The sequence below is a fragment of the Vibrio variabilis genome, assembly GCF_003263785.1.
Taxonomy (GTDB): Bacteria; Pseudomonadota; Gammaproteobacteria; order Enterobacterales; family Vibrionaceae; genus Vibrio; species Vibrio variabilis.
This window is the reverse complement of the sequence record NZ_JYJK01000144.1, coordinates 39299-59802: the sequence shown is the minus strand read 5'-3', so window position 1 is coordinate 59802 and position 20504 is coordinate 39299. Positions and strand designations below refer to the sequence as shown.

General features: G+C 46.9%; 15 protein-coding genes and 7 pseudogenes. 14 read left to right on the top strand and 8 right to left on the bottom strand.

Features of this window, described 5'->3' with window-relative positions:
• Positions 1-104: 104 nt before the first annotated feature.
• The 3 genes and pseudogenes from TZ48_RS23755 to TZ48_RS23745 all read right to left on the bottom strand — a co-directional run bounded on the left by TZ48_RS23755 (position 105) and on the right by TZ48_RS23745 (position 2644).
• Positions 105-935 carry an SAM-dependent methyltransferase gene (locus TZ48_RS23755; protein ID WP_112481172.1) on the bottom strand — a complete coding sequence of 277 codons (831 nt, stop codon included), beginning with the start codon at positions 933-935 and terminating at the stop codon, positions 105-107.
• A 12-nt stretch (positions 936-947) separates the two neighbouring features.
• A pseudogene (locus tag TZ48_RS23750) lies at positions 948-1865 on the bottom strand (IS5 family transposase).
• Between the two features lie 50 nt (positions 1866-1915).
• Positions 1916-2644, bottom strand: a complete 729-nt coding sequence (locus tag TZ48_RS23745) for an AraC family transcriptional regulator (RefSeq protein WP_112481170.1) — start codon at positions 2642-2644, stop codon at positions 1916-1918.
• Between the two features lie 205 nt (positions 2645-2849).
• Between TZ48_RS23745 and TZ48_RS25625 the strand changes: the two genes are divergently transcribed.
• From TZ48_RS25625 to TZ48_RS23730, 4 genes are all read left to right on the top strand, one after another.
• Positions 2850-3395 (top strand): alpha/beta hydrolase, encoded by a 546-nt coding sequence (locus TZ48_RS25625; RefSeq protein ID WP_239671052.1) that lies wholly within the window; start codon positions 2850-2852, stop codon positions 3393-3395.
• A gap of 100 nt (positions 3396-3495) precedes the next feature.
• Positions 3496-3816 carry a hypothetical protein gene (locus TZ48_RS25620; protein ID WP_239671051.1) on the top strand — a complete coding sequence of 107 codons (321 nt, stop codon included), beginning with the start codon at positions 3496-3498 and terminating at the stop codon, positions 3814-3816.
• A gap of 18 nt (positions 3817-3834) precedes the next feature.
• Positions 3835-4389, top strand: a complete 555-nt coding sequence (locus tag TZ48_RS23735; protein ID WP_112481168.1) for a nuclear transport factor 2 family protein — start codon at positions 3835-3837, stop codon at positions 4387-4389.
• Positions 4390-4605: 216 nt separating this feature from the next.
• On the top strand, positions 4606-5301 hold the full coding sequence (locus TZ48_RS23730) for a pirin family protein (RefSeq protein WP_112481166.1): 696 nt from the start codon (positions 4606-4608) through the stop codon (positions 5299-5301).
• 23 nt (positions 5302-5324) lie between these two features.
• On the opposite strand, the gene TZ48_RS23725 is transcribed toward TZ48_RS23730, so the two are convergent.
• From TZ48_RS23725 to TZ48_RS23715, 3 genes are all read right to left on the bottom strand, one after another.
• Positions 5325-5504 carry a hypothetical protein gene (locus TZ48_RS23725; RefSeq protein ID WP_112481164.1) on the bottom strand — a complete coding sequence of 60 codons (180 nt, stop codon included), beginning with the start codon at positions 5502-5504 and terminating at the stop codon, positions 5325-5327.
• 188 nt (positions 5505-5692) lie between these two features.
• The gene (locus TZ48_RS23720; protein WP_112481162.1) at positions 5693-6361 is read right to left on the bottom strand and encodes an NAD(P)H-dependent oxidoreductase; all 669 of its coding nucleotides are present in this window, start codon (positions 6359-6361) and stop codon (positions 5693-5695) included.
• Positions 6361-7308, bottom strand: a complete 948-nt coding sequence (locus TZ48_RS23715) for an ankyrin repeat domain-containing protein (protein ID WP_112481160.1) — start codon at positions 7306-7308, stop codon at positions 6361-6363. Before TZ48_RS23715 ends, TZ48_RS23720 begins: the two co-directional genes overlap by 1 nt.
• A gap of 103 nt (positions 7309-7411) precedes the next feature.
• Between TZ48_RS23715 and TZ48_RS23710 the strand changes: the two genes are divergently transcribed.
• On the top strand, positions 7412-8314 hold the full coding sequence (locus TZ48_RS23710; protein ID WP_112481159.1) for a LysR family transcriptional regulator: 903 nt from the start codon (positions 7412-7414) through the stop codon (positions 8312-8314).
• A 50-nt stretch (positions 8315-8364) separates the two neighbouring features.
• Here the strand turns inward: TZ48_RS23710 and TZ48_RS23705 are convergent.
• A pseudogene (locus TZ48_RS23705) lies at positions 8365-9349 on the bottom strand (arginine deiminase-related protein).
• Between the two features lie 577 nt (positions 9350-9926).
• Here TZ48_RS23705 and TZ48_RS23700 point away from each other — a divergent pair.
• The 6 genes and pseudogenes from TZ48_RS23700 (at position 9927) to maiA (ending at position 17667) form a co-directional block, all read left to right on the top strand.
• On the top strand, positions 9927-11780 hold the full coding sequence (locus tag TZ48_RS23700) for an ABC transporter ATP-binding protein (RefSeq protein ID WP_112481157.1): 1854 nt from the start codon (positions 9927-9929) through the stop codon (positions 11778-11780).
• 192 nt (positions 11781-11972) lie between these two features.
• A pseudogene (locus TZ48_RS23695) lies at positions 11973-13393 on the top strand (anaerobic C4-dicarboxylate transporter).
• Between the two features lie 404 nt (positions 13394-13797).
• Entirely contained in the window at positions 13798-14883 is a 1086-nt protein-coding gene (hppD, locus tag TZ48_RS23690) for a 4-hydroxyphenylpyruvate dioxygenase (RefSeq protein WP_112481155.1), read from the top strand.
• Positions 14876-16008, top strand: a pseudogene (locus tag TZ48_RS23685) (homogentisate 1,2-dioxygenase). The gene hppD and the pseudogene TZ48_RS23685 overlap by 8 nt, the downstream one beginning before the upstream one ends.
• Position 16009: 1 nt before the next feature.
• Positions 16010-17019, top strand: a pseudogene (locus TZ48_RS23680) (fumarylacetoacetate hydrolase family protein).
• A pseudogene (maiA, locus tag TZ48_RS23675) lies at positions 17015-17667 on the top strand (maleylacetoacetate isomerase). The pseudogenes TZ48_RS23680 and maiA overlap by 5 nt, the downstream one beginning before the upstream one ends.
• A 29-nt stretch (positions 17668-17696) precedes the next feature.
• On the opposite strand, the gene TZ48_RS23670 reads toward maiA, so the two are convergent.
• On the bottom strand, positions 17697-18269 hold the full coding sequence (locus tag TZ48_RS23670; protein WP_112481153.1) for an acyl-CoA thioesterase: 573 nt from the start codon (positions 18267-18269) through the stop codon (positions 17697-17699).
• A 197-nt stretch (positions 18270-18466) separates the two neighbouring features.
• Here TZ48_RS23670 and TZ48_RS23665 point away from each other — a divergent pair, with 197 nt between their 5' ends.
• The 3 genes and pseudogenes from TZ48_RS23665 to TZ48_RS26035 all read left to right on the top strand — a co-directional run bounded on the left by TZ48_RS23665 (position 18467) and on the right by TZ48_RS26035 (position 20439).
• On the top strand, positions 18467-18859 hold the full coding sequence (locus tag TZ48_RS23665; protein WP_112481151.1) for a PPC domain-containing DNA-binding protein: 393 nt from the start codon (positions 18467-18469) through the stop codon (positions 18857-18859).
• A 97-nt stretch (positions 18860-18956) separates the two neighbouring features.
• Positions 18957-20281, top strand: a pseudogene (locus TZ48_RS26555) (amidase).
• A gap of 29 nt (positions 20282-20310) precedes the next feature.
• The gene (locus TZ48_RS26035) at positions 20311-20439 is read left to right on the top strand and encodes an amidase family protein (RefSeq protein WP_275426477.1); all 129 of its coding nucleotides are present in this window, start codon (positions 20311-20313) and stop codon (positions 20437-20439) included.
• The last annotated feature ends 65 nt before the right edge of the window (positions 20440-20504 follow it).

Genomic DNA, 20504 nt, shown 5'->3' with positions numbered 1-20504 from the left:
TGCTATCACTCCAACTTCTGTTTTTTCTGGTAAAACCGACGACATGGACTCAACCGGAAACGTAAACTCAAATTTTGGCGACGCCGTCAGTCTGTAACAAAATTTTATACTCCCCCCAGTTCAAGTTTTAAGCCCGTATAGTCGATCGATAAATTCAGACTACACTGACCGAAAGTTAACCTGTGTTCTCGATAAACGTGTATATCGGTGCGAAAAGAGAGGTGTTGGTAGTCAATAGTTGAGAATGAACGCGGCAAGACAATCTCGCCTATTAAACCATCCTGATGCCCATTGGCCAGATTCCCCGCCAGCTCTCTATTCAACTCGAAAAACTGACCTAACGGGATATCAGGCAAATCGGCGCTTTCATATGGCACTAAGACAGCAGAAAGGGATACTTTTTCGGGAATCAATACTCCATCATCCGCTAAAAACTGTTGCAGATGAGCAAAAATCGCCACCTGCGGCTCCCGTCCTAGTAATGCGGTCATGGTTTCTGATATCACAATATCAAACTGAACTGGACTCTTTGGTGACCACGTTGTCGCATCTGCACACTCAATTGAGGTTATCTGATAACCAATTCCAAGGTGTTCAACAAGACGTTTAATCGAGTCCGTGTTGTCTTTATGAATATCAATCAAACTTACTCGAATAGGTGCACTTGGCATCAATGCCAGAAGTGGCAACAACAAACAGCCATACGGACCAGTGCCCGCGTAAACAACATTCACAGTGTGTTTCTGAGACAATTTTTCAAGCAAGCACTGGTAAATACCTTTGATAAACATTTGTGTGCGGAGAGTTTCCTCCAAACATTTTGCCGCTTGTATTGGATTTATTGCGACCCCACTATCTAGCTCAATATTATCCCAGTCATTGATGTTTTCATCGGCTTTGTTGCTTAATTCGGTGAGAACACATGGTAGCACCATATTGTTTAGTTCTTATACAACATACTGAGTTTCAGGCATACCAAGCCTGAAAGCTTGTTCAGAGCTTTGATCATAGCGTAAGTCTCGCCAACCTGAGCATTGTAATTTCTTAGGCTTAATTTCCCACCTAACAACTGTTTCACCCGATACATTGCGGTCTCTGATAGAGAGCGCTTATGATAGCCGTACCGCTTTTTCCACTTCTTGTTGGAGCCGTGGAGCTTTTGACAACCTACCGCTAAATTACGAGGGTGTCCTTGCTCCCAGAAGGCTGCTCCTTCTCGTGGCGGGATGAGCGGAACCGCTCGCTTGATTCGTATAGCATCATGGCAATTCCTTGTGTCATACGCTCCATCACCTGATATCTCAGTGATTTTACGACGTGTCTGCTTAAGTAAGTTGGGGAGTACTTCGCATCGGTTACGTTAGATAAACTCAGCTCTGCTGCAACTATTTCGTGGGTGCTTGTATCTACTGCGATATGCAGCTTACGCCAGACTCTACGCTTCCCATCAGTGCCATGCTTCTTGACCTTCCATTCACCTTCGCCATAAACCTTGAGACCAGTGGCGTCAATAGCCAGATGTTGTATTGCGCCTCTGGTTTTGGTTTTAAATGAAACCTCAACTTCCTTAGCTCGGCGGCTTATACAGGTATAGTGAGGGCAAACAAGCGGGATGTTAGCCAGATTAAATACTGAGTCTAGAAAACCTTGCAGCGCTCTCAATGGCATAGAGAAAACGCGTTTCACCATCAGTGCGGTAGTAATGGCTAAGTCGCTAAATCGGCGAGGTCTACCACGTTTTCCTTGTTTGTTTTGCTTCCACTCGGCTATCGCTTCCTCATCAATCCAAAAGGTCAGTGAACCACGGTTTATTAAGCTTCGTTGTACTGTTGCCAGTTATTTGTTTTGTAACGAGGTTTCGGCATAAGGCTACGATGATTGATGGGTGTAACCGATCAGATCGTAGCTTCTTGATTTAGTTCCATCGATTTAAGCAACAAAGCCATTCTCGCAGAAAATAAAATTTACTGCAGCCCAAAAGATCCGCGAAATCATCCACCGAGATGTTGCTGCCTATGTTATCTGCGATATACGCATCAACGCGATCCATTTGGCTTTGATCGAATTTAGACGCTGCTAATTGACTGTTCTTAATATCAACATAGTTGGAGTAGTTTTGAATGTAGTGCGTCGCCAAAAGAGATATCAGATTATTGAGGTAAACAGGACCATTTCGCCCTTTGTTCTCACTCTCTAGCAGGAACAGTTCTATCACACCTTTAATGGACTCATCTAATACGTTGTAATTATTGAGAAACTGAAGTGGCACACCCTCCAAATTTAACGGACAAAGCTCAAGAAACACGCTCTCTTCCACGGCGAGGATGACGAAATAGCAGGGCTCATCAATATTATGTGTAAACGGCGTTTTTGGTGGATTAATCCAGATATTTCCAGGGCTCGTTTTCAGAGATGCAATGCCCTCCTCTTTTTCGACCTCCCAAGTAAGAACCTGCTCTAGAGCCAGTGCAAAATAGAAATACGGGGTATGAACATTTTGCGGATAGAAATGCGGCGAACTGCCCTTTTCTATCACTACGCCATTCCAACCTAAACCTTGATTAGATATCTCAATATCAAGCACTTGCCCACAATCCGACAACGCCCCAGTTTCGTGATCAATAAAGGTTAATTGCGACTTCATCATTCAATCCGTTGGTCTCTATATCCTTTGAAACTAGCGCACTGTTGGCCTTATCGTCAATGGCAAGAAAGACAGCCAACTGCACTGCAATAAAGTTCAAAAACCCAAGCACGAATGTTCAATCTCAAAACCAATCTCAACGCTAATCTATACCCAAGTTAGCCAAGCAAAGGCTAATACAAAACATCAGCAAGAGGGATACAAGATGATTAAGCCAGCACTCATTTCAGCAATCGGTCTATTCTCTATGTCAGGATTGGCAAACGACCTAAATCAAGCGAACCACCTAGCTCAATACGAGGACACTACTATGCAAGCGATTCAACTCGATACCAAAGTCGGTCAATTAGCAGCAAATCTTTACCTACCTGAAGGTGTAGAGAATCCTCCTGTGGTCGTCGTGACAGGAGCATGGACAACCGTTAAAGAGCAAATGCCAGCGGTTTATGCCCAAGCGTTAGCAGACCAAGGTTATGCCGCGGTCACCTTTGATTTTCGTGGTTGGGGTCAATCCGATGACACCATCAAATACCTAGAAGATCCAACACGTAAAACAGAAGACATTCGAGCCGTCATCGACGCAGTCGCGAACCTCGAGCAAGTCGATGGCAGCCGAGTGGCGGGCTTAGGTATCTGCGCATCATCCGGTTACATGATGGATGCGACGGCGGGTAATGACAAAGTGGCCGCAGTCGCACTAGTCGCCCCTGGCTGCACGACAAACCAATGGCAACCGCCATTTACGGGGTGAAGAGAATGCCAATAAGCTACTTGCTGCGGCTCACCAAGCGGAGCAAAGTGAGACCCCAGTATACATTGAGGCCGCAAGCCTAACTAACGAAGGCGCGCTGATGTATCAGGCACCTTACTACACAGAAACCGACCGTGGTCTTATTCCAGAATACGACAACCAATATAATGTGGCTTCCTGGGATGGCTGGTTGAACTACGATGCTCAGGCAAGCGCAGCGACTCAAGATAAGCCCGTCATCATGGTTGCCTCAGAAGCAATGGCGCTTCCTGCAGGGGCACATCAATACCTTGACCATGCTGGTAAAAACGTGGAAGCAGTCTGGCTAGAAGATGTCTCTCAGTTTGATTTCTATGACCAACCAGAAGCGGTTCAAACCGCGGTTGCTGCGATGACCAAACATTTCAGAGCCAACCTGTAATTCGATAGGAGCAAAGAAATGCGTATTCGTAACCTGTTTATCTTACTCATTGGAGTGGTCTCAATGAACCTGAATGCTCAATCACAACCGCTATCGAAGGACGAAGCGATCATCCGCAGCAACATCCAAAGCTTTTCTGCTATGGCTGACCAAGGCGCGTTTGAATACTTAGGCCGCCTATTTGCGCCGCAAGTGACGGTTGACTACACATCACTATTTGGTGGTGAGGCTGCCCCAGTTAACCGCGAGGATTTGATGAAGCAATGGGCCGCTTTCTTGCCTGGGTTTGATGCCACCTACCATGACCTTAGAAACCTAAAAGTGAACGTTGATGGTGACTCAGCGACCGCATTCGTTGATATTACCGCAAGTCACTGGCTGGGTGATGAAGGCTTCTGGGCGGTATCGGGCAACTACGAGTTTACCTTGCAAAAAAGCGGCGATAACTGGGTTATTATCTCAGTGACACTTAACAGTCAGAGTGAGTCTGGAAGTCGGGATATTCTAGGAGCCGCGCCGGCAAAGGCAGAGCAGAATCTGTCTAAGCAGCAAGCCGAGCTAGTGAAACTCTAGAAGATACCTTACAGGCAGAAAAGGCGCCTATAATGGCGCCTTTTGGGGTGGCGAATCAGATAAGTATCGAAAGCATTTTTTCACAATGCCGTTCTTCAAAATTGTTGACCGACCTATTCGAATTACTCCCGTTCATTGTTCATCAGCCTAGGTCTAAACTGAATCTCAGCAATACAGAGAGTAAAACGCAAAAAGTCAGGAACAAGGAGATTCACTATGATCACCGTCAGACACTCACAAGACCGAGGCCAGGCAAATTTTGGCTGGTTGGATAGCAAGCACAGCTTTTCATTTGGGAGCTACTATGACCCTGAGTATATGGGTTTCTCGGCTCTGCGTGTGATTAATGATGATATTGTGCAGGCTGGCGCAGGTTTCGACACCCATGGCCATCGTGATATGGAAATCATCAGTTATGTCCTTGAGGGATCGATTGAACACAAAGACAGTGAAGGAAACGTGCAAACTCTACCGGCAGGAGAGTTCCAGCTAATGTCAGCAGGGAGCGGCATCTATCACAGTGAATACAACGGCTCAGACTCCGAGCCATTACGCTTTTTGCAAATATGGATTCAGCCGAATGAGTTCGGTAAACAGCCGGGGTATCAGCAGAAAGATTTCGGACAAGCGAATGGATTAACCACTATTGCTACGCCCGATGGCCGTGATGGCACGTTGCAGATAAAACAAGACATGACACTATACCAACTCGTGTTAAAGCCTAATACAGACCTAGTGTACTCCATAGAACCAAATCGAAACATCTACGTTCATCAGGTAGCGGGAGAGTTGAATATCAACACCACCAAACTCACTCCGGGTGACGGTGCCAGTATTGAGTCGCAATCCGAACTGAGATTTGAAAACCATAGCGACCAAAACGTTACTGCATTAGTGTTTGACCTACCATAATCAACAAACCCAGAGCATTATAGTCAGTCTGTCGCTGAGCGTAATGCTCTGGTTAACTTATCAAACCCCGCTTCCATTTCTCTTATCATGATGCGAATATTTTCGAACATATCAAAGCCGATAATGTCTTCAAGCGCTTTAGGGTGAAAAGTTGCGACTAAAATAATAAGCACGATTGACAAGTAGGAAAGTAGCTTACTCAATTGATATCCTTAAGTTTTATATGGGCATCCTGCCCTTTCGCTAACATAAATAGCAGTCTAAAAGCTAAGGAGAAAAAGTCCAATTTTTCTGAGTTACGACTCAATAAGCTCACACACAGAGCATACTACGAAGCACATAATGCGCTTCGGTCACTTTATCGATATTACTCATAGCCTTTCCCACCTTATTAATAATCACCAACTTGAATCGGCGCTTCATCAAAAATCGTCGCTAACCTTGCAGCGTACTCATCGAGCTCTGCTTCACGCTCTTGATGTGTCATCCGTGCAGGGCCAAACACCCTCTGAGGAGCAAGAACAGAGAACCCCGTAAACGCCAATACACCTCGATGAATAGGGCGTAAAATCGCATCTAGATCGCCGTTCCAACCGCCTTTAACATACGCATCTTCTGGCCCTCCCATAGTGACGCTGAGCATCGCTCGCTTACCTTTAAAAACGCCATCATCATAAAAACGGCCGCCGCCATACACTTTGCCCATGGCGAACACACGATCTACCCAACCTTTCAACATCGCTGGTAGGCCAAACCACCACAATGGAAATTGAAAAATAACCAAATCGCTCCATTCAAGCTTCTCAAGTTCAGCTTCAATATCAGCCGAAAAACCGTCAACCTCAGTCGCATGCATTTCCTCAAGCTGCTGCTTAAAAAACTTCCCATCATGTTCACTGGTGAAGTTATGGCGGCCAGACACTGGATTAAATCCCATTTCATGTAAGTCAGAGGTTTTCACTTCGTGGCCTTCGGCCTCAAGGCTTTCTATTGCACGGCGAAACATTGCACCATTAAAACTTTGTGGTTCTGGATGCCAATAAACAACGAGTACTTTCATTAGTTTTTCTCCAACATATCGATGATCGCTTGGTAGTGATATTCCCTAGCAAGATCCAACGGCGTTTGACCGTCATAAGCTTTCAGTTCTGTGTCAGCGCCTGCTTCTATCAGTGCTTTGGCAGCGTCAAGGTGACCGTGCCAGACCGCATCGTGCAACGGGGTGTATCCGTTATTCGGCCCTTGTGCATTTAAGGTTTCGGAAAATCCCGGATAGCCCGCAAGCAAGCGAATAACGTCTGCCCTGCCGTTGTAAGCGGCTTTGTGAAGTGGAATGGCTTTCATATAGTGATCTGGAACTGTTTGATCACCACCATGCTCCATCAAGACCTTCAGTGAACGTGTTAGCCCATCTCTTGCTGCCACCATCACAGCTGTATGTTCATCATTGCCAGAAGCAGTGACGGGGGATGGGGTATTGAGAGAAGACCACTCTGACAGCGCCTTTAATTGAGTCGCTTTTTGCTCATCAGTATTCTCTGAATCGGAGACAACTTGGTAGGCGGCAAGTGACGATTCTGCAGTGTCGCGATGATTGAAATACGCCGCAAACAACTGCTGAAGCTGTTTTGCTTGTTGTTGTCCAAATTCATCTTCAGCACTCGCGCCGAAATCGACCAAATCGAGAGCTTTAAGCCCGAACGTTGATACAATCTCAGTATTAATTAGCGGCTGCTCAAGAAGCGCTTTCACCACTAATGGTTTGCGATGCCATACCGCAACCATCAATGGGGTAACACCATGCTTAGGTGTTTGAAGGTTGATAAACGCACCAGCCTCAATCAAAGCCAACACCCACTTGTCAGAACGTTGCTGCGCAGCAATGTGCATTGGGGCATTGCCCATCAGCGCATCGAGTTGGTTCACATCACTGCCTTGCTCAATAAGCTGAATAAATCGCTCATAATCATTAGAGATAATCGCTTGATGAAGGGTTGGTAGGCTCATGTTGCTCTCACTGTCACTCGGTTTGTATGTTGAGCTTAGTATTGACCATAATATTGTTAACTTGTAGGTTTTACTTATTCACCTTTATGATAACCATTAGTTAATGAAATCACTTCCAACCCAGTTACCGATATTTATCCAAGTCGCGAAAAGTGGCAGCTTTGCAGCTGCAGCGAGAGCGTTGGGAATCTCAGCCCCTGCGGTGAGTAAAGCTATCACTAAGCTTGAACAAGAGTGGCAAGTTAAGCTGTTCTTTCGCTCCTCACACTCTCTTAGCTTGACGCAAACGGGTCAGCAGTTGGCAGAGAGCCTCACACCGTCAATGGAATCAATACAAACCACCATTGAACAGCTGGCTGAACATTCCAGCGCAGCCGCTGGCACCATAAAGATCAACTTACCTGCCAGCTCAATCGGCCAAGAGCACATACTGCCGCTCGTCATTGAGTTTATGGCCAAGTATCCGCAGATCAGTTGTGATCTGCATTTTGATGATCGTAACGTGGACTTGGTTGAACACGGATTTGATTTAGGTATTGGCGTCGCGATCAATCAAGACTCGCGACTCATTGCAAGACCGCTATTGACGCAAGACATAGGCATCTATGCCGCTCCAAGCTATTTATCGCAATATGGCGAACCAAAGACGCTAGAAGATCTTGCTAATCACCACTGTATTCCTGTGCGTTCACTCACCAGTGGGCGTTTTCATCACTGGCGTATAAAAGACGGTGAGCATGCCAAACTCTATGAGCCAAATGGCCGACTTGTGGTCAATAATTTCGCCGCAGCCAAGCAAGCAACGCTTGCGGGAGCGGGGATCTCAATGCTTGGTAGTTGGTTATTTCGGGACGAATTGGTCTCAGGCGAGGTAAGACCCATTATGAAACAATATTGGGGCGCCCCGACCACAATTTGGGTGTACTACTCATCCAGAGAGTATTTGCCAACGCGTGTGCGATTGCTGATTGATTATCTCGTTGAGAATATCGGTAGAATGGCATAAAAGGCAGCTTGTGCTCGCTAAGCTGCCTTTAAGTGAGTAAAAATTTTCGTTTAGAGTTCAGTCGTTCGTGTGGGTAAAAACACTTCTCCCAGCATACATCTCACGCTGCCACCGCCAATACTTTCTATGGTAGAAACATCAAAACGGCAGTAATTTTCCGTGTGTTGCCAGTTGCTGCTTTTGCGCGGGTGTAAAGGCATCAAACGCCGATTTCGACATCGCGATCACTTTGCCACCATTCACCGTTTCCAGCTGTAGAATGTTGCCACAAAAGTGGTTGACCTGCTCCAAGCTGATATCAATCACTTGCTTGCTATTGGCGAGCGACTTGATCACAAAACGGCGCTCATACTCAGGGATCACTTCCGAGCAAATAACTGCAAAGTGCTCCCCAATCGCCATCATGACGTTGGTATGGTAGATAGGATGGCCCGATGGCAACGCCGTCTGGAATGACACTACGCGGTGGTAACCAATTCGCTTGGCATAGTCTTCCAACGCCTCGCGCTCGCACCGCTGCGACAGCGCAGCATAGATGGTTTTATTGATGTGATCTTTTACCATCACACCGGTACTTTCCAAAAATGCCCCTTGCTCTACGTAACTCAGCAGATTGTCGGTCGCAACCACATGCCGTCCCGAGGCATTCAAGCTATCAATCAAGGCTTGTGGGCGCACTTCTCGCTGGCGGTTTTTACATGCCATCGGAAAGGTGTAAAACGCCCCATCATGGGTGGTACTGAACCAGTTATTGGGGAATACGGCGTCTGGCGTTTCTTCGCCATCAAGCGGGTAGTCAAATTCGATAACCTGCACGCCGGATTTACGCAGGCCAGCAACCATGGCCTTAAACTCCGCCATCGCTTTGGCTTTAACAGCACTGGCGTCAAGAGCAACTTGGTGCTGAAATTCGTTGTCGGCTGCAGTCTCTGCATTAAAACCGAACTCTTTTGGCGGTACCATCACCACACAATTGGCATTTTGAATCGAACGGCCGACACGAGCGGAAATCGTCGTCTCGACAGATGCAGTCATTCCATGATTCATAAACATCCCACTTCACTAGTTATCGCTTGAAAGTCATCGTTGTTAGCAACGTATTGTTGTTTTGCTTGTTGTCTTACTTAGATTCTTAAATTGTAAATAGTGTGTTAAATATTAATTTACTGAATGCAGGATTTAATCACAGACTAAACCGGAATATTGACTGATTGATGACAGTAATTCAGGAATATTTCCTGCACAAAAACTACGCAACAATGAAAAAATTGCACCATTTTGTGGATTATTATTCCGACAGTTCAATAAAATCACGGGCTTATGTATGGCAGCGGTTGTGAGCATTGGTTAAAAGCTATACACTTACTGAGTCTGATTCATCAGATCTCTTTCACGTGTTCTATCCCGCGAAACGGAACATTCGCCATGTAAAATCAAAATCATAACTCTGACTCGCAAGTATCTTCCGTACAGTTGCAAATCAGCTCGACAGCCGTTACTTGTGAATATCTACTCTTATCTTTGGATAGGAGGATTTTTTGTCTCTTTGAATCACGACCCAATATGCAGTCAATGGATTATAAAGAGTCTTTCCAACGTTGTTAGGTGAACCATGTATAAACGCTTTGAAAAATTTACAGAAGCTTTTCCAAAGCAAGATCCGGAGAAGCCGCCAGAGGGCATACTCGCTTTCTGTCGCTACTACACGCGCGGCTTTGAAAAGCCGATCATTTTAATGTCACTATTTTCGACCGTCATCGCTATCGCAGAGGTGATGCTGTTCGGATTTATGGGACAAATCGTCGACTGGCTAACCGCCAGCGATCCCCAAACCTTTTTATCGGAAAACGGTCATACCCTGTTTTGGGTCGGCTTTTGTGTTCTGGTGGTGTTGCCAACGATATTGTTGATAGCGTCACTGCTTGTGCACCAAACACTGCTCGGCAACTACCCAATGGCTATCCGTTGGCAGGCACACCGCTATTTGCTCAAACAAAGTCTCTCTTTCTATCAAGATGATTTTGCTGGGCGTATCGCGACCAAGGTGATGCAAACAGCGTTGGCCGTGCGCGAAACCGTGATGAAAACAGCAGATGTGTTCGTGTATGTCTCTGTTTACTTCACTTCCATTTTGGTCATGCTCGCGGCAGCCGATTGGCGTTTGATGATGCCAATGCTGGTTTGGCTGGTTGCCTACGTCTGCATCCAAATCTACTTTGTGCCAAAACTAAAGAAAGTGGCGACCGAGCAAGCGGACGCGCGCTCTATGATGACCGGACGCATTGTGGACAGCTACACCAATATCTCTACCGTAAAGCTGTTCTCCCATACCGACCGTGAAACCGAGTATGCGGAAAAAGGCATGAAAGGGTTCTTGGATACCGTCTATCGTCAAATGCGCTTAGTAACAGGTTTTGATGTCGCGGTTGAATTTACCAACTATGTGCTGCTGTTTACCGTCACTTCTATCTCTATTTACTTGTGGATGGATGGTGCGATTACGGTCGGTGCTATCGCGATTGCCATTGGTCTTGCGCTGCGTATCAACGGTATGTCGATGTGGATCATGTGGGAAGTCGGTGCCCTGTTTGAAAACATGGGTACGGTAGTTGATGGTATGAAGACCCTTTCTAAGCCTATTGATATCAAAGATGAAAAAGACGCTCAGCCAATCGTCGTCGATAAAGGCGGCATCGACTTTGATGATGTGAGCTTCCACTATGGTGAAAACAAAGGGGTAATCAGTAACTTGAATCTCAACATCAAACCGGGCGAAAAAGTCGGCTTAGTAGGACGTTCAGGAGCAGGTAAATCAACACTAGTGAATCTATTGCTACGTTTTCACGATGTTGAGGGCGGTAACATTCGTATTGATGGTCAATCCATCTCGAAAGTTACTCAAGACTCACTGCGCAGTAAAATCGGCATGGTGACTCAGGATACCTCGCTGCTGCATCGCTCGATCCGTGACAACATCCTCTATGGTAAACCCGATGCCACGGAAGAAGAGTTGCTTGCTGCAACCAAGCAGGCGCATGCTCATGAGTTTATCGAAACCTTAACCGACCCATTCGGTAACAAGGGCTACGATGCGCAAGTTGGTGAGCGTGGTGTAAAACTTTCCGGTGGTCAGCGTCAGCGCATTGCCATCTCACGAGTACTGTTGAAAAACGCCCCGATTCTGATCCTCGATGAAGCGACATCCGCATTGGATTCAGAAGTAGAGGCTGCGATTCAAGAGAGCTTGAATGAACTGATGGAAGGTAAAACCGTTATCGCCATTGCGCACCGACTATCCACCATTGCGGCTATGGATCGCCTAATCGTTCTCGATAAAGGCGAAGTCATCGAGCAAGGCAGCCACAAAGAGTTAGTTGCTCAAGGCGGAGTGTATGCTCAGCTCTGGGCACACCAAACTGGCGGTTTTATTGGTGCCGAAGATACCGATAAAGATAGCGTAGCCTAAAGTACAAAGCGGAGCAGAGATGCTCCGCTTTTTTGTTTCATTTCAGTCACATATTGACACCACTCGCAACAATGTGACCCTGTGTACACTTTTGCAAACCCATTCTATTAAACACATTTTTCCGCATCTAGATCAGTATTTCGAACTGCATACGGGCGAATAATAACTCTGTCGCTATTAAAAGGAGTTGTTATGTTTTATATTCACATGCTGCTGCTTCTGGCAGTCATTTTTGTCGGTATTCGTTATGGTGGAATTGCCTTTGGTCTACTAGGTGGCTTAGGCGTTTCCATTCTTAGTTTCTTCTTTGGCATTGCTCCCGGTACGCCCCTATTGGCGTTATGCTCATCATTCTTGCGGTTGTTGCCGCTTCTGCAACCCTTGAAGCAACAGGCGGTCTAAAATTACTCGTCCAATACGCTGAAAAGTTGCTTCGTAAGCACCCTTCTAAAGTGGTCTTCTTAGGACCTTTGTGTACTTATTCACTAACAGTAATGGTCGGAACGGGTCACTCGGTCTATCCACTTCTGCCGGTTATTTATGACGTCAGTATCAAGCGTGGTATTCGTCCAGAGCGCCCTATGGCTATTGCAACCGTCGCCTCTCAAATGGGCATCACGGCGAGCCCTATTGCGGCGGCAGCGGCGGTAGTTATGGCAACGGCTGCGACCAACCACCTAGACATCTCTTTGGGTCAAGTGTTAATGGTGACCATTCCCGCGACATTAACGGGCGTATTGATTGCTGCAACTTGGAGCTTAAAGCGTGGTAAAGATTTGAATGACGATCCAGAGTTTCTTGAGCGCATGAAAGACCCACAATTCAAAGCGCAGCTTATCGACACCAGTGAAGCGAGCACAGGTGATGCTGGCAACAAAGAGAGTCAAACTGCAAAACGCGGCCTAACCGTATTCTTACTCGGTATTTTGACGGTGATTTGCGTTGCTATGTTTGGTAAAGATCTGGGTCTACTACCTGATGGTGTAAAAACGTCGACCGCTTTGCAGTTCTTGATGCTCTCTGTCGGCGCTATCATCTTACTAACCACCAATGTTGACCCTAAAAAAATCGTCAACACCAACGTGTTCATCGCCGGTATGAGTGCGGTCATCATCATCTTTGGTATTGCCTGGATGAGTGACACCATTATTGCCTACAACAAGCCTTACATCATCAGCCTAGTTGAAGACGTCGTGAAATCGCACCCTTGGACCTTCGCGATTGCCATGTACGTTTCTTCTGTGTTCCTTAAGAGCCAAGCTGCTGTGCTGACCATTATGCTACCTCTCGGTTTTGCACTAGGCATTCCAGCGGAAGTCCTGATTGGTGTACTTCCAGCTTGTTACGCTTACTACTTTTTCCCATTCTACCCATCGGATCTGGCAGCGATTACTTTTGACCGCTCTGGTACCACTAAGATTGGTAAGTACATCCTTAACCACAGCTTCCTGATCCCTGGGTTCATTGGCGTGATCACGGCGACAGCCATTGGTTATGCGATATCGACGGGTGTACTCCCTATCTGGTTGTGGGCAATCGCCGTCACTGGACTGGCGTTTGCGGTAAACAGCTACATGAATCGTATGAGCAGTGAAACGCTAAAATTAGCGTAAAGACTCAGACAAACAGCGCAAAATGAGTGGAGCCAAACAATTGGCTCCACTTTTTGTTCCTTCCGTGCGTGCGCCTAGTTTTATAAGGCTCCCTCTTATCAGATTAGGTGTACAATTAGCTTTACCCTTTTAACATTTCATTTACACCCCTCTATTCTACATCTCTCATCAATGGCTATTAAACATCTCAAACATTTCAATGCTTTAACCAACAAAAATACTCATCCACGAACACACCAACTCATTTGTAGCAAATTTGTTACACGGCAAATTCACTAACTGCGTTTTTGTCTAACGCATTGACCCTATTCCCTTTTCCTTCAACTTTGCTCAAATTTAAGTCAACACCCTACAACAAGGTCTTCCAACGAAGGAGACCGTTTGACTATCAAAAGGAAATGACCATGACTATCAACTTCAACCCTCTTGGAACCGACGGCTTTGAATTCGTTGAGTACACAGCAGCGACTGACGACGGTATCAACGATCTAAAACGCCTTTTTGACTCATTAGGGTTTGCTGAGATTGCTAAGCACCGCTCAAAAGAAGCTTGGTTATATCGTCAGGGGGACATCAACTTTATCGTCAACGCACAGCCACATAGCCAAGCAGAAGAGTTTGCGCGCATTCACGGCCCTTCGGTCTGTGGCATGGCGTTTCGAGTGGAAGACGCAGCGAAAGCAATGGCACATGCGCTAGAGAATGGCGGCGAGCAATATGTCACCGAGATCGGTCCTATGGAGCTAAGCATTCCTGCTATTTACGGTATTGGTGAGAGTTTGCTTTACTTCGTTGACCGTTATGGAAGCAGCAGCATCTACGACGTGGATTTTAAGTTCTACCCAGATGCAGATAAACGCCTAACCGAGCAAGATGTGGGGCTGTACGAACTTGACCACCTGACGCACAACGTTAAGCAAGGTAACATGGATGTCTGGTCTGGCTTTTATGAGCGTATCGGCAACTTCCGAGAGATCCGCTACTTCGACATCGAGGGCAAACTCACCGGGCTGGTTAGCCGCGCAATGACAGCCCCTTGTGGCAAAATCCGTATCCCTATCAACGAATCGTCTGACGACAAGTCGCAAATCGAAGAGTTCATTCGTGAATATAACGGCGAAGGTATCCAGCACATCGCACTCACCACGGACGATATTTATCAAACAGTGCAAACACTTCGCGATCGCGGTATGGACTTTATGCCAACACCAGACACCTACTACGAAAAAGTCGACGCTCGCGTTGAGGGACACGGCGAAGATGTCACTCGCTTACAAGATCTGCGCATCCTTATTGATGGCGCGCCTATGAAAGACGGCATCTTGCTGCAAATCTTTACTCAAACCGTTATTGGCCCTGTGTTCTTTGAAATCATTCAACGCAAAGGCAACGAAGGCTTTGGAGAAGGCAACTTTAAAGCGCTGTTTGAATCGATTGAAGAAGATCAGATCCGCCGCGGCGTATTAAACGAGGTAACCGATAATGCGTAAATGGCCAACGTTCCCTCATCGCGAGGGAACCTATTCGAAGCAGGCTCATGCCGACTTTCCTGAGGAGGCGATTTATGAGCGAGAAGCAGGCCGAGAAGGCTTCTTTGGTCCTGCTAGCCACTTTCACCACCAGCATGCACCAACTGGCTGGTCTGAATGGGAAGGGGAACTCAAGCCGCGTGCGTTTAATCTCAACCATGTTGAGGCTGCTCACCAATCGTCGCCCTGGTCTGCCCCGAGCATACTGAAAAATCGCGAATGTAAAGTGCGAGTCTGGAAGCTAGCAGAAAATATGTCAGGTCTTGCTCGCAACGGTGACGGTGATGAACTGCTGTTTATTCACCAAGGCTGCGCAGATCTTTATTGTGACTATGGCCACCTTGAAATTGAAGAAGGCGATTATGTATTGATCCCTCGCTCAACCAACTGGCGACTAGAACCTAAAGAACCGATGTTCATCTTAATGATAGAAAACACCGGCTCTGCCTACGCGCTGCCAGAAAAAGGCATCGTAGGCCAGCACGCGGTCTTTGACCCGGCGGTACTAGAAGCACCAGCGATTAATGAACGCTTCAAAGCGCAATACAGTGAAAAACAAACCACGGTATCACTCAAACGCGGCAACAAAATCAACACCATTACTTATCCGTTTAACCCGCTGGATGCGATTGGCTGGCACGGAGACTTATCGGTGCTCAAGCTCAACTGGCGAGACATCAGACCGCTGATGTCTCATCGCTATCACCTACCCCGTCGGCGCATACCACGTTTGTCGGTAACGGATTTGTGGTCTGTACCTTTGTACCAAGACCCATTGAGAGCGATCCCGGTGCACTGAAAGTTCCGTTCTACCACAACAATGATGATTACGATGAAGTGCTGTTTTACCACGCAGGGGACTTCTTCAGTCGAGATAACATCGAAGCCGGCATGATGACATTTCATCCCGCAGGATTCACACATGGCCCTCACCCAAAAGCGTTCAAAGCCGGGCTTGAGGCTAAGAAAACCTTTACCGACGAAGTCGCGGTAATGATAGATACGCGCAATGCACTCGAGCACAGTGTCGAAGCCGAGGCTGTCGAAAACCGCGAATACGTCTACAGCTGGAAAGCAGGGAATTGATATGAAACTAGCAACACTTAGCAACAATACCCGCGATGGCCAGTTGGTTGTCGTCAGTCGAGATCTCAGCCAATATATTGCCGTGCCTGAGATTGCGCCAACACTGCAAGCCGCTCTAGATAACTGGCAACAACTTGAGCCTCTTCTAGAAGAAGTTTACCTCGGCCTTAACCAAGGTATATTGCTGCAAGCGCTCCCATTTGAGCAGTCGCAATGTGAATCTCCTCTCCCACGAGCTTACCAATGGGCGGATGGCTCGGCTTATGTCAATCACGTAGAGCTGGTACGCAAAGCGCGCGGCGCAGAAATGCCAGAGAGCTTTTGGACAGACCCTCTGATGTATCAAGCGGCTCAGATACCTTTTTGGCTCCGCATTCACCAATCGTTATGGAAAATGAACAGTGGGGCATCGACTTTGAGGGCGAAGTCGCCGTCATTACCGATGATGTCCCTATGGGAGCAAGTACAAAGCAAGCGCACGGTGCCATCCGACTGCTCATGCTAGTCAATGATGTATCACTGCGTGGACTGATTCCGGGTGAACTTGCCAAAGGATTTGGTTTCTTCCAATCTAAGCCTTCATCGGCCTTTTCTCCGGTAGCCGTCACACCCGACGAGCTTGGCAAATCATGGCACAACAGTAAGGTTCACCTACCACTTATCTCACACTACAACCACGAACCGTTCGGACACCCGAATGCGGGCGTTGATATGACATTCGACTTTGCCGAACTCGTTGCCCACGCAGCGAAAACAAGACCACTTTCGGCAGGCTGCATCGTCGGCTCCGGCACAGTCTCGAACAAGCAAGGCACCGAATACGGCACATCCATTGAAGAAGGTGGCGTTGGCTATTCATGTATTGCAGAGAGACGAATGATTGAAACTATTCGCGATGGTCAGCCAACCACATCGTTTATGCGCTTTGGCGATAGCATCAAGATAGAAATGCTCGACGATAACGGCCAATCCATCTTTGGCACGATTGAGCAAACGGTCGAAAAGTATTGAGGGTCATGATTTGATTCTATACGACTACTGGCGGTCATCGGCCGCTTATCGGGTACGGATAGCGTTAAACCTAAAAGGCATTTCGTTTCAGTCCGTACCGATAAATCTGATCAAAGATGGGGGCAGCAACACTCGCCCGAATACGCCGCACTCAACCCAAATGAACTGGTGCCACTGCTGGTGGATGGTGAAATCACACTCAATCAATCGCTGACCATCATCGATTACTTGGATGAGCGCTATCCAGGAATAAAATTGACACCAAGCGACGGTAAGCTGCGTTATCTGGTGAAAGCACTGGCGCAGGACATTGCCATCGACATTCATCCAATCAACAACCTGAGAGTAATTCAACACTTACATCAGCAATTTGATATCGATGAGCAAGATAAAGTGCGCTGGATGCAACATTGGATTGGCAAAGGCTTTAGTGCACTGGAGCAAAAGCTGACACCGATTCGTGGTGACTATTGTGTTGGAAATGAGGTGAGTCTTGTTGATGTCTGTTTAGTGCCGCAGGTGTACAACGCTCAGCGCTTTGGGTTCAATTTATCTTCCTACCCGAACATAGATGACATAGCGGGCAGGCTTAGTAAACTCGACGCCTTCCAGAGAGCTTTGCCCGAGAACCAAAAAGACGCCACATAACGATTTAAAGAAGGCCAGTCTACTGGCCTTTACTGCTCGCTCACTTGAACTTGTGAAGCATCGGCGCTTTGGTTCGCAGTTGGCGGCCATGGACGATGCTGCTCCGAATCTATCCACTCTTGCACCCACATTGGAATATCACTTGTCATTGGCTTCTCACCCGCAGCGTCAATCACTTGTAAAGGAGGAACAATGCCGTTTTTCGAGGTGACGCCTGCACGAATCAAAACCGAAGAACAAGGGTTTCCTTTCACCCACATCGACTGTTCAAGATAGAACCATTTATCATCGGTAGCGACACATTGAGTTTTCATAGTGATCTTGTCGAACATACGCACGCGCTTGCGATAGCGCACCGAACTTCCGGCGACCACTAAACCCCAACGGTTTTGTTTGAGAGTACGCATCAATCCACACTTGACCGATAACGCCGTGCGTCCCAAATCATAAAGGGTTAGAATGCGGCCGTTGTTCATTTCCATAAACATATCAATGTCCCATGGATGACAGCGAAATTCGATTTCATCTTGCTCGGTATAACTGATGGCTGGCTTGTTATTAGATTGAAAAATGGTCTTGGCCAGTCTTAAAAAAGGGTACATGTTATTACTCATCTTTGAATGCTGATCTGTAACCATAGACCTGATCTGGAATTTTTACTCTAAAAAGAGTGCGTTTTGTGACCTATTTGGCACACACATCAGTATTGCTCGCATCTGTAAGTTCGCCGTTTGGTGGTGTTTTTGCCGCCAATAATTGCTACAGTCTCGCCTGTTAAGAAGCCACTTAAGCGTTAACCATGACGATATCACTGATTGCCACTCGACTGACTCGCGGTCAAGATCTAAAACTTGCCATTGCAGAGCTCATTCTCCAGCACAAGCTCACTGCCGGAGCTATCGCTTCCTGTGTTGGTTGCTTATTGAAAGTACACCTTCGTCTTGCAGGTGCAGAGAGGACATTATTACTTGAAGAGCCATTAGAGATTGTCTCAATAATGGGCACACTCACCTTAGATCATCAACACATTCATATTTCGGTTGCTAACCAAAATGGCGAGGTATTGGGTGGGCATCTTCTCGAAGGAAGCATTGTCGATACGACAGCTGAGTTAATGGTTCATCACTATATAGAGCACCATTTTGAAAGAAAATATGATGAAAAAACCGGGTATTCTGAGCTAGTCCTGTAAGGCTAAAACGTCACCAAAGTATGTTACCGTAATAATACTTATGTTCGTTATTTCAATTCACTATACTCATATCAATATCAAATGAATCGGAGTACGTATGGCTTTAAATCGTCGAGACTTTATTAAGTCTGCCGTGGTGTTATCCACAGTAACCCTACCCTCCACCTCTTTCGCCTCTAGCCAGAAAGGAACATCAATGAGCATAGATAGTCTTCACCTACTGACCGCGACTGAAATGAGCCAAAAAATACGCTCAAAAGAAGTCACATCAGAGCAACTCGTTCTAGCGTGTTTAGCGCAGATTGAATTGCACAACCCAAAACTCAATGCGGTATTCCAAATTCAAAAAGAGCAAGCGCTAGAGCAAGCTAGAGCTGCAGATGCAGCCTTTAAACAAGGTAAGGTGCTAGGACCGCTTCACGGCGTGCCATACGTACTTAAAGATTTATTCGAGACCAAAGGAATCACTACCACTGCCGGCAGCAATATGTTCAAAAACAATCTGCCAACAGAGGACGCCACTATCGTCACTCGGCTAAAGCAAGCCGGGGCGATTCTTCTTGGTAAAACCAACACTCCGGAGCTAGCGCTGTCTGATGAGTGCAATAGCCCAGTTTACGGCCGCACTAACAACCCATACGATGTAACAAGAACGCCGGGTGGCAGTTCAGGTGGTGCTGCGGCTGCGATTGCAGCTCGTATGACCCCTTTGACGTAGGCAGTGACATTGGCGGCAGTGTGCGAATTCCTGCTCACTTCTGCGGCATCAGTGCTCTCAAGCCAACTCATGGGCGCATTCCAACGACGGGTCACATCCCGAGCTATGGCGATGCATTCTCTCAGTTTAATCACGTAGGTCCAATGGCGCGCAGTGTCGATGACCTTGAACTGCTACTCAATGTGCTCGCAGGCCCTGATTGGCAAGATCCTCTTGCATACGATGCGCCGCTAGCAAAAAGTGACACTGTAAATGTCGCTGACTTACGTGTTGGTTTCTATACCGACGACGGACTGGTGAAAGTCCCAGCTGTCTTTAAGCAAGCGGTTGACACCGCGGTAGACGCAGCCAAACAAGCGGGCTGTGCGACATCTCATCAGCTACCAGAGCAGGTTCAATTTGGCGGTGAAATCCTAGTTGAACACTTCTTGTATGATGGTAGCCATCACCTACGAGAGTTCGTAAATAAACACGACACAGACTTAATGGGCGAAGAGCTCGCCGGTTGGTTGTCACTAGGTACTGATGCCACTATTGAAGATGCGCAGCGTGCCAATGCACGTCTTGCTGAGCTGCGTAACTCTATGATCAAAGTCTTCCAGCATGCCGATGTATTAATCGCGCCAGTCGCCCCTGTTGTTGCTTTTAAACACGGCGCTGCGGATGGCACGGCGGATTCATCTATGATGCAGCCTATAACCTGACAGGTTGGCCAGTAGCAACGATCCCAGTAATGTTAAGCGAAGAAGGTATGCCTATTGGTATTCAGATCATAGGTCGCCCATGGAAAGACCAAGAGGTTCTAGCCATTGCTAAGGCCATTGAATCTCGCCTACCTAAGCTTCCAATGCCAACATTATAATATTGGCAAAGCGCTATCTTTAGCGGCTATCTAAAACAAAGGCTCCTAAATCAAGGAGCCTTTTT